This is a genomic window from Mycobacterium sp. E2497 (assembly GCF_001668695.1).
GTDB lineage: Bacteria > Actinomycetota > Actinomycetes > Mycobacteriales > Mycobacteriaceae > Mycobacterium.
In genome coordinates, this window is sequence record NZ_LZKD01000239.1 from 1 (window position 1) to 8,354 (window position 8,354).

Sequence of the window (8,354 nt, forward strand, 5' to 3'; positions counted from 1 at the left end):
TTCTTGCGCATCTGCACGGCTATCAGGGCTGGCAGTGGGCCGTCGTCGTCGCCGCCCACCCCGGTGCCGACCACGCCACCGTGAGCGAAGTGGTGCTGATTCCCGGACCGACCGCGTTGCTGGCCCCGCAGTGGGTGCCCTGGGACCAGCGGGTGCGCCCGGGAGACCTGAGCCCCGGGGACCTGCTGGCCCCGGTGGCCGACGACCCGCGGTTGGTCCCCGGCTACACCGCCAGCGGCGACCCCCAGGTCGACGAGACCGCCGCCGAGATCGGGCTGGGACGGCGCTGGGTGATGAGCGGCTGGGGCCGTGCCGAGGCGGCCGAGCGGTGGCACACGGGCGACCACGGGCCCGACTCGCCGATGGCCCGCTCCACGAAGCGGGTGTGCCGCGACTGTGGATTCTTCCTGCCGCTGGCGGGCTCGCTCGGCGCGATGTTCGGGGTCTGCGGCAACGAACTGTCGGCTGACGGGCAGGTGGTCGACAAGCAGTACGGTTGCGGCGCGCATTCGGACACCCCGGCTCCGGCGGGGACGGGTTCGCCCATGTACGAGCCGTACGACGACGGTGTGCTCGACGTCGTGGAGGCGCCGCCCGAGGCGGCCGAGCCGGCCGAGACGCTCGATTCCTCCGAGACGCCCGAGATTCCCGAGTCAGCCGAATCGCAGATGCCCGAGACCGAACCGGACAGCGGTCCGGAGGTCGAACCGGAGTTGTCGGCATCCGCGCCCGAGACCTCGGTGGCCCACGCCGACACGACGGAGTCCGATGCCCCCGAGGGCGGGCCGGTGCAGCCCGAGGTGGATTAGCTCTTTTCGGCCGCGGCCTTGATCCTGGCCAACGAGGCGTTCATGCCCTCGAGCAACTCGCGCTCGAAGTTGGTGGTCCCACCGAACAGTCCATTGACCGACAGGTTCGAGAACGCGGTCACGCCGTTCTCCGCGTGACGGCTCTCGATCACCCGGGTGCCCCCGTCGATGGGTTGCAGCTCGTAGCTCCAGATCGTGTGGTTGGTGTCGACGCGAAACGCCAGCTTGGTCTCGGGAATGACCTCGACGACCGTGCACGTAGTGGGCCAGAACATCCGGTTGCGGCGATTGATGTTGAGGCTGCGCATGCCCTGGCGCAGCGGGCCGAAGGTCTTCATCCAACGGCACTGGGGGCTCCACTGCGGCATCCGCCGAAGATCCGAGACCAACCCCCAAACGGTGGAAACCGGTGCGTCAATATCGATTTGCGCTTGCAGTAGCGGAGCTACCATCGATCCTCCCGGGTTATCGGTGCGAGAACTAGCCGTGGTCGAGATAGTTGTCGAGTCCGGTCTGCGCGCCGCGATCGCCGCGGCGCGCCCCCGCGAGCTGTAACACGAAGATGCTCGTGCCCAGCACGCCTACCCCGAGCCCGGCCAGCGTCAGCGGACGCCAACTCTGCAGCGCCGGGACAAGAAATGCGGCGGCCGTCGCGACCAGCCAGCCGAGCGCGCCGAGGCCGATGAAGGGCCACGCGTTGAGCAGTGCGGGTGGCAGGGGCGGCGCCTCGCGGTTCTCGCCGGATTCCTCGGACATCGCGATTAACATAGCCCCCGCCGGTGCGGGCCGTCCTTCCACCCGCCCGGGCACAAGGTCGCCGAAATGCCTGGGCAGCGCGGGTTACCCGGCCACGCAAGCGGTTCGGCGACGTCGGCCCGCGTGGTCTTGAGGACCAAAGCCCGTCGTTCACCGGTTCGTATCCCGATTTCCTGAGGTTCCGTGTAACCTCGCGCCATGCCTGACAGCGATGCGCGGCTGGCGAGCGACCTGTCGCTGGCGGTCATGCGGCTGGCCCGCCAACTCCGGTTCCGAAACCCGTCGTCGCCGGTGTCGTTGTCGCAGCTGTCGGCGCTGGCGATGCTGGCCAACGAGGGCCCGATGACGCCCGGCGCGCTGGCTATCCGCGAGCGGGTCCGTCCGCCGTCGATGACCCGGGTGATCGCGTCGCTGGCCGACATGGGCCTGGTGGACCGCGCCCCCCATCCCGTCGACGGCCGCCAGGTGCTGGTCTCGGTTTCCCAGTCCGGCGCCGAGCTGGTCAAGGCGACCCGACGGGCCCGTCAGGAGTGGCTGGCCAAACGGCTGGCGACGCTGGACGACGAGCAGCGTGACACCCTGCGCCACGCGGCTGACCTGATGTTGGCCCTGGTCGACGAAAGCCCGTGAGCGATGGAATCGATGGCCTCAACGTCCAGGATCTCGACGACCCCGACGACCCGCGGCTCGACGACTTCCGCGACCTGAACAGCGTCGATCGCCGTCCCGATCTGCCGTCCGGCAAAGGCCTGGTGATCGCCGAGGGGGTGCTGGTCGTCCAGCGCATGCTCGCCTCCAGGTTCACCCCGCACGCGCTGCTGGGGACCGAGCGCCGGCTCGCCGAGCTCGCCGATGACCTGGCGGGCAATGCCGTGCCGTTCTACCGCACCTCCGCCGACGTCATGGCGCAGGTGGTGGGCTTCCACCTCAATCGTGGGGTGCTGGCGGCCGCCCGCCGGGTGCCGGAACCCGGCGTGGCCGAACTGGTCGCGCGCGCCCGGACCGTCGCGGTGCTCGAGGGCGTCAACGACCACGAGAACCTGGGCGCGATCTTCCGCAACGCCGCCGGGCTGGGCGTCGACGCGGTGGTGTTCGGCAGCGGCTGCGCCGACCCGCTCTACCGCCGCGCGGTCCGGGTGTCCATGGGGCACGCCTTGCTCGTCCCGTATGCGCGAGCGATGGACTGGCCCGCCGAACTGACGATGTTGAAAGAGAACGGATTTCGGTTGCTGGCGATGACACCGCACAGCGACGACCGCACCCTGGCGGAGGCCATGGCGGCCGCGCGCGACGAACGCGTCGCGGTGATCGTGGGTGCCGAGGGGCCGGGCCTGACGCCGGCGACCCTGCGGAGAAGCGATGTGCGCGTGCGCATCCCGATGTCGCGCGGGACGGACTCCCTCAACGTGGCCACCGCGGCCGCCTTGGCGTTCTACGAACGGGTTAGGCTCGGCGGGTGACCGACGATTCCGCGCCCTGGGCAACGGGTTTGACGGTCGCCGGCTTCGTCGCCGCCGTGACCGGCGCCGCCATCGTGGTGCTGAGTCTGGGCCTCATCCGGGTGCATCCGCTGCTTGCGGTCGGGCTCAACGTCGTCGCGGCCGGCGGGCTGGCGCCGACGCTGTGGGGTTGGCGGCACAAGCCGGTGCTGCGCTGGTTCCTGCTGGGCGCGGGGATCGGTGTCACGGGAGCGTGGCTGACGTTGCTCGCCCTGACGGTGGCGGGTTAGCCGGTACGGGGGCGGCGGGTCGCCTAGCGTTGCCCGCCAGAGCGAACCCCGAGCAGCACATCCTCCCAAGCCGGAATGACGGGCTTACCGCGTCGAGTATGTACCGGGGGCTCCTGGGGCGCGGGCTCCTCTTGCGGAGCGGCGGCGGCGGCGGGCTTCGCCGGCTCCTCGAAGTCGACGTGGGCGACCCGCGCGAGCGGGCGCAGCGGACGGTCGAAGTTCGGGTCGACCAACTCCTTGGCCGCGTCGTCGATGGCGGTGACTGTGCCGCCGTGGGCGCCGGGGGCGAAGCAGAAGTGCGCGATGTTGTCCGACCGGCCGGCCTTCCAGGCCAGCTGCACGGTCCAGCGGCTGTCTTCGTTGCGCCAGGCGTCCCAGCTGAGCCGGTCCGGTTCCAGGCCGCGCGTCACCAGGGCGGCGCTCACGGTCTCCAGCAGGGTGAGCACCGCGGGGCCGTCGGCGAGCACCGGGTGCGCGGCGGTTGCCAACTCAGCGGCCCGAGCGCGTTCCAGCAGCACCGGGTGCGCGAATCGGCGGACCCGCGAAACGTCGGAGCCCGACGCCGCGGCGACTTGTTCGACGGACGCGCCGGCGCGGATCTTGGCCTGAATCTCTCTGGGGCTCAGCATGTTGGTGACCTGAATGTCGAGCTGCGGTTGCTCCGGCGGCGCGATGTCGCCGCGCACGGCTGCCTTCAGTTGATCGTCGACCGCGAGCTTGAAGGGCTCGGCGGGATCACCGGCCTCGCAGATGATGTGTTTGCCGCCGGCATCGACCCCAACCATTTTGAGTTCCCGCATGGTTTCTCCTCGCAGGCTCCGTGCAGGTCGACGGACCCGTCTTTTGCGCACTCTAGTGCAGCTGACGCCCGCAACCTGTGCTGACACGCTGGGCGGTTGCGCGTGGATTGCGTGGGGGTTACAGCCGCTCGACGACCCAGTCGACGCATTGCGTCAGGGCGCTGACGTCATCGGGGTCGACCGCCGGGAACATCCCGACCCGCAGCTGGTTGCGGCCGAGTTTGCGGTACGGCTCGACGTCGACGATGCCGTTCGCCCGCAGGATCTTGGCGACGGCAGCGGCGTCGACGTCGTCGACGAAGTCGACGGTGCCGACCACCTGGGACCGCAAGGCGGGGTCGGTGACGAACGGAGTGGTGTACGGCCGCTCCTGCGCCCAGGAGTACAACCGCTGCGACGAGTCGGCCGTGCGCTTGACGGCCCAGTCCAGCCCGCCGTTGCCGAGCATCCAGTCGATCTGCTCGGCCATCAGAGCCAGGGTGCCGACCGCCGGGGTGTTGTACGTCTGGTTCTTCAGGCTGTTGTCCACCGCGATGGGCAGCGACAGGAAGTCGGGAACCCAGCGGCCCGACGCGGCAATGGACTCCACCCGCGCGAGTGCGGCGGGGCTCATGATGGCAAACCACAGGCCGCCGTCGCTGGCGAAATTCTTCTGCGGCGAGAAGTAATAGGCGTCGGTCTGGGCGATGTCGACCGGCAGGCCGCCCGCACCGGAGGTGGCGTCGATGACGACCAGGGCGTCGCCGGAGTCGGCCGGACGCCGAATGGGCACCGCCACCCCGGTCGACGTCTCGTTGTGCGCCCAGGCGATCACATCGACCGAGGGATCGCTCTGCGGTTCGGGTGCGCTGCCGGCGTCCGCCTTGACGATGATCGGGTCGCCGACGAACGGGTTGTTGGCGACCGCCGAGGCGAACTTGGCGCTGAACTCGCCGAAGGACAGGTGCAGTGAGCGCTTGTCGATCAACCCGAACGCCGCGGCATCCCAGAACGCCGTCGCGCCGCCGTTGCCCAGGATGACCTCATAGCCGTCCGGCACGGAGAACAGCTCGGTCAGCCCCGTCCGCACCCGGCCCACCAGATTCTTCACCGGGGCTTGCCGGTGCGAAGTGCCGAACAGCGGGGCCGCGCTGGTCGTCAGCGCCTGCAACTGTTCGGGCCGGACCTTGGAAGGGCCGCATCCGAAGCGGCCGTCGCGGGGTTTGATGTCAGCGGGAACCTCGAGCTGGTCAGCCATGCTCATCAGGGTAGTGAGCCGATGTGACCGGCGACGCAGCGGTCCGGCGGCGCACGCCCGTGACCCGCGCAAAACACCTGGCCGCGCCCCGTGGTGTTTCGCGCGCTGTGAGGCAGGGCACACCATGCGCCTGACCACTGGTCAGCCCACAGCGGCGGATCGGGGTCTAGAAGATATCCGGTACCTGCGGTACTGTCTGGACACAGCACGTCCAAATGTAAACCTCGTTGGGGAGGCTTGGATATGGCCAGGACACGCATGGTTCGGCGTTGGCGCCGCAATATGGAGGTGCGCGACGACACTGAGTACGTCAACACGCTTGCCACACTGTCCGAGGGGTCGGTGCGGAGAAACTTCAACCCCTACACCGACATCGACTGGGACGCACCGGAATTCGACGTCACGGAGAACGACCCGCGGTGGGTACTGCCGGCCACCGACCCGTTGGGGCGCCATCCCTGGTATTTATCGCAGCCCGAAGAGCGCAAGATCAAGATTGGGATGTGGCGCCAGGCCAACGTCGCCAAGGTCGGGCTGCACTTCGAGTCGATTCTGATCCGCGGCCTGATGAACTACACGTTCTGGGTGCCGAACGGCTCCCCGGAATACCGGTACTGCCTGCACGAATCGGTCGAAGAGTGCAACCACACCATGATGTTCCAGGAGATGGTGAATCGCGTCGGCGCCGACGTGCCGGGTATGCCGCGGACGCTCAAGTGGCTCTCGCCGCTGGTTCCGCTGGTGGCCGGCCCGCTGCCGGTGGCGTTCTTCATCGGGGTGCTCGCCGGCGAGGAGCCGATCGACCACACGCAGAAAAACATTCTGCGCGAAGGGAAATCGCTGCACCCGATCATGGAACGGGTGATGGCCATTCACGTGGCCGAGGAAGCGCGACACATTTCGTTTGCCCACGAGTTCCTGCGCAGGCGGGTGCCGCAGCTGACCAAGCGGCAGAAGTTCTGGACGGCCCTGTACCTGCCGTTGACGATGAAGGTCCTGTGCCGGGCCATCGTGGTGCCGCCCAAGGCGTTCTGGCAGGAGTTCGACATCCCGCGCGAGGTCAAGAAGGAGCTCTTCTTCCGGTCGCCGGAATCACGAAAGTGGTTGAGTGACATGTTCGCCGACGTCCGCATGCTGGCCAACGACACCGGCTTGATGGAGACGCGGTCTGCCCGGCTCATGTGGCGGCTCTGCAAGATCGATGGCAAGCCGTCGCGCTACCGCAGCGAGCCGCAGCGCCGGCACCTGGCCGCGGCGCCGGCCGCCTAGGACCGCGCGGGTAATCGCCTATGCCGCACGTTATTACCCAGTCGTGCTGTAACGACGGGTCCTGCGTTTTCGCGTGCCCGGTGAACTGCATTCATCCCACGCCCGACGAGCCCGGCTTCGCCACCTCGGAGATGCTCTACATCGATCCGGTGGCCTGCGTGGACTGCGGCGCGTGTGTGAGCGCCTGCCCCGTGGGCGCGATCGCTCCGTACACCCGGCTGGACACCAAGCAGTTGCCGTTCGTCGAGATCAACGCGTCGTTCTATCCCGAGCGGCCGCCGGGTGAGAAGTTGCCGCCGACGTCGAAGTTGGCGCCGGTGATTCCGGCCGCCCAGGTGCGCGCCCGACGCCAGCCGCTGACCGTGGCCATCGTGGGATCCGGGCCTGCGGCGATGTATGCCGCCGACGAGCTGCTCACCCAGGATGGGGTGCGGGTCAACGTCTTTGAGAAGCTGCCCACCCCGTACGGGCTGGTGCGCGCCGGGGTGGCGCCCGATCACCAGAACACCAAGCGGGTCACCCGGCTGTTCGACCGGGTCGTCGGTCATCGCCGCTTCCGCTTCTACCTCAACGTCGAGGTCGGCAGGCACTTGAGTCACGCCGATCTGCTGGCCCACCACCACGCCGTGGTGTATGCCGTCGGCGCTCCCGACGACCGCCGCCTGCAGATCGAGGGCATGGGCCTGCCGGGCACCGGGACCGCCACCGAACTCGTCGCGTGGATCAACGGCCATCCCGACTTTGCCGAGCTGCCAGTCGATCTCGGCCATGACGGGGTGGTGATCATCGGCAACGGAAACGTCGCGTTGGACGTGGCGCGCGTGCTCAGCGCGGATCCGGACGACCTGGCCCGCACCGACATCTCCGACCGCGCGTTGGCGGCGCTTCGCGCATCCGCGGTCCGCGAGGTGGTGGTGGCCGCCCGCCGGGGCCCCGCCCAGTCGGCGTTCACCCTGCCCGAGCTGATCGGTCTCACGACCTCATCCGACGTCGTGCTCAGCGCGGCCGACCACGAGCTGGTGGCGGCCGACCTCGCCGCCGTCACGGACGGCTTGAGCAAGCGCAAGCTGGAGATCCTGAGCTCGCTCGGTGACGATTCGGCACCAACCCACAACGGTGGGCGGCCGCGAATCCGGCTGGCCTATCAGCTCACCCCGAATCGCGTGCTGGGCGAACAACGCGCCACGGGCGTTCAGTTCGCCGTCACCGGCACCGACGACCTGTGTGACCTCAGCGCGGGACTGGTCCTGACGTCAATTGGGTACCGCGGCAAGCCCATCCGCGACCTGCCGTTCGACGAGTCGGTGGCCGTCGTCCCCAACGACGGCGGCCGTGTCGTCGATCCCGGCTCGGGGGCGCCGGTGCCGGGGGCCTACGTCGCGGGCTGGATCAAGCGGGGACCGAGCGGGTTCATCGGCACCAACAAATCCTGTTCGCTGCAGACCGTGCACGCCCTGGTAGCGGATTTCAACGCGGGCAGGCTGAGCGACCCGGTGGCGAAACCCGAGGCGCTGGCCGAGCTGGTGCGGGTCCGGCAGCCCGACGCCGTCGATGCCCACGGGTGGCGGGCCATCGACGCCGCCGAGGTCACCCGCGGCGGCGCCGACGGTCGCCCGCGCAGCAAGTTCACCGACGTCGCCGGCATGCTCGCCGCCGCTGCCGCCGCCGGGCCGGCGCCGGCGCCGCGACGCGGGCTGTTGGACCGGCTGCTCGGCTAACTCGCGCCCTGCCCCGCCATCGCGGCCTGGAGCTCG

Annotated in this window: 10 protein-coding genes; 6 read left to right on the forward strand and 4 right to left on the reverse strand. The window is 69.2% G+C overall.

The genetic code is table 11. From position 1 onward, the window contains the following. The coding region (locus tag A5713_RS22400) for a DUF3027 domain-containing protein (RefSeq protein ID WP_068098413.1) at positions 1–809 on the forward strand (809 nt) is incomplete at its 5' end. On the opposite strand, the gene A5713_RS22405 is transcribed toward A5713_RS22400, so the two are convergent. Both A5713_RS22405 and A5713_RS22410 read right to left on the reverse strand, forming a co-directional pair. Beyond that, complete coding sequence (locus A5713_RS22405; protein WP_067926116.1) at positions 806–1,261, reverse strand: SRPBCC family protein; 456 nt, start codon at positions 1,259–1,261, stop codon at positions 806–808. The two genes, A5713_RS22400 and A5713_RS22405, sit on opposite strands and share 4 nt — an antisense overlap. A gap of 28 nt (positions 1,262–1,289) precedes the next feature. Continuing rightward, on the reverse strand, positions 1,290–1,565 hold the full coding sequence (locus tag A5713_RS22410; protein ID WP_067926114.1) for a DUF2530 domain-containing protein: 276 nt from the start codon (positions 1,563–1,565) through the stop codon (positions 1,290–1,292). 198 nt (positions 1,566–1,763) lie between these two features. On the opposite strand from A5713_RS22410, the gene A5713_RS22415 reads away from it, so the two are divergent. From A5713_RS22415 to A5713_RS22425, 3 genes are read left to right on the forward strand one after another with little or no spacing between them, the layout of a single operon-like run. Next, positions 1,764–2,195, forward strand: coding sequence for a MarR family transcriptional regulator (locus A5713_RS22415; protein WP_067926111.1), 432 nt, complete (start codon positions 1,764–1,766; stop codon positions 2,193–2,195). Then, a complete protein-coding gene (locus tag A5713_RS22420) occupies positions 2,192–3,025 on the forward strand; it encodes an RNA methyltransferase (RefSeq protein ID WP_068098414.1) in 834 nt (277 codons plus the stop codon). Before A5713_RS22415 ends, A5713_RS22420 begins: the two co-directional genes overlap by 4 nt. After that, the gene (locus A5713_RS22425) at positions 3,022–3,294 is read left to right on the forward strand and encodes a DUF2537 domain-containing protein (RefSeq protein ID WP_067926105.1); all 273 of its coding nucleotides are present in this window, start codon (positions 3,022–3,024) and stop codon (positions 3,292–3,294) included. Before A5713_RS22420 ends, A5713_RS22425 begins: the two co-directional genes overlap by 4 nt. A gap of 23 nt (positions 3,295–3,317) precedes the next feature. Here the strand turns inward: A5713_RS22425 and sepH are convergent, their stop codons facing one another. Together sepH and serC are read right to left on the reverse strand one after the other, a co-directional pair. Then, on the reverse strand, positions 3,318–4,094 hold the full coding sequence (gene sepH / locus A5713_RS22430) for a septation protein SepH (RefSeq protein ID WP_068098415.1): 777 nt from the start codon (positions 4,092–4,094) through the stop codon (positions 3,318–3,320). Positions 4,095–4,212: 118 nt separating this feature from the next. Continuing rightward, complete coding sequence (gene serC, locus A5713_RS22435) at positions 4,213–5,331, reverse strand: phosphoserine transaminase (protein ID WP_068098418.1); 1,119 nt, start codon at positions 5,329–5,331, stop codon at positions 4,213–4,215. Positions 5,332–5,574: 243 nt separating this feature from the next. On the opposite strand from serC, the gene A5713_RS22440 reads away from it, so the two are divergent. Together A5713_RS22440 and A5713_RS22445 are read left to right on the forward strand one after the other, a co-directional pair. After that, positions 5,575–6,600, forward strand: coding sequence for a diiron oxygenase (locus A5713_RS22440; RefSeq protein WP_068098416.1), 1,026 nt, complete (start codon positions 5,575–5,577; stop codon positions 6,598–6,600). Between the two features lie 20 nt (positions 6,601–6,620). Then, complete coding sequence (locus A5713_RS22445) at positions 6,621–8,318, forward strand: 4Fe-4S binding protein (protein WP_068098417.1); 1,698 nt, start codon at positions 6,621–6,623, stop codon at positions 8,316–8,318. Positions 8,319–8,354: the final 36 nt, after the last annotated feature.

Coding starts and splice junctions, on each gene's coding strand:
- A5713_RS22410 (WP_067926114.1), bottom strand. CDS start 1,565: ATGTCCGAGGAATCCGGCGAGAACCGCGAGGCGCCGCCCCTGCCACCC.
- sepH (WP_068098415.1), bottom strand. CDS start 4,094: ATGCGGGAACTCAAAATGGTTGGGGTCGATGCCGGCGGCAAACACATC.
- serC (WP_068098418.1), bottom strand. CDS start 5,331: ATGGCTGACCAGCTCGAGGTTCCCGCTGACATCAAACCCCGCGACGGC.
- A5713_RS22415 (WP_067926111.1), top strand. CDS start 1,764: ATGCCTGACAGCGATGCGCGGCTGGCGAGCGACCTGTCGCTGGCGGTC.
- A5713_RS22445 (WP_068098417.1), top strand. CDS start 6,621: ATGCCGCACGTTATTACCCAGTCGTGCTGTAACGACGGGTCCTGCGTT.
- A5713_RS22405 (WP_067926116.1), bottom strand. CDS start 1,261: ATGGTAGCTCCGCTACTGCAAGCGCAAATCGATATTGACGCACCGGTT.
- A5713_RS22440 (WP_068098416.1), top strand. CDS start 5,575: ATGGCCAGGACACGCATGGTTCGGCGTTGGCGCCGCAATATGGAGGTG.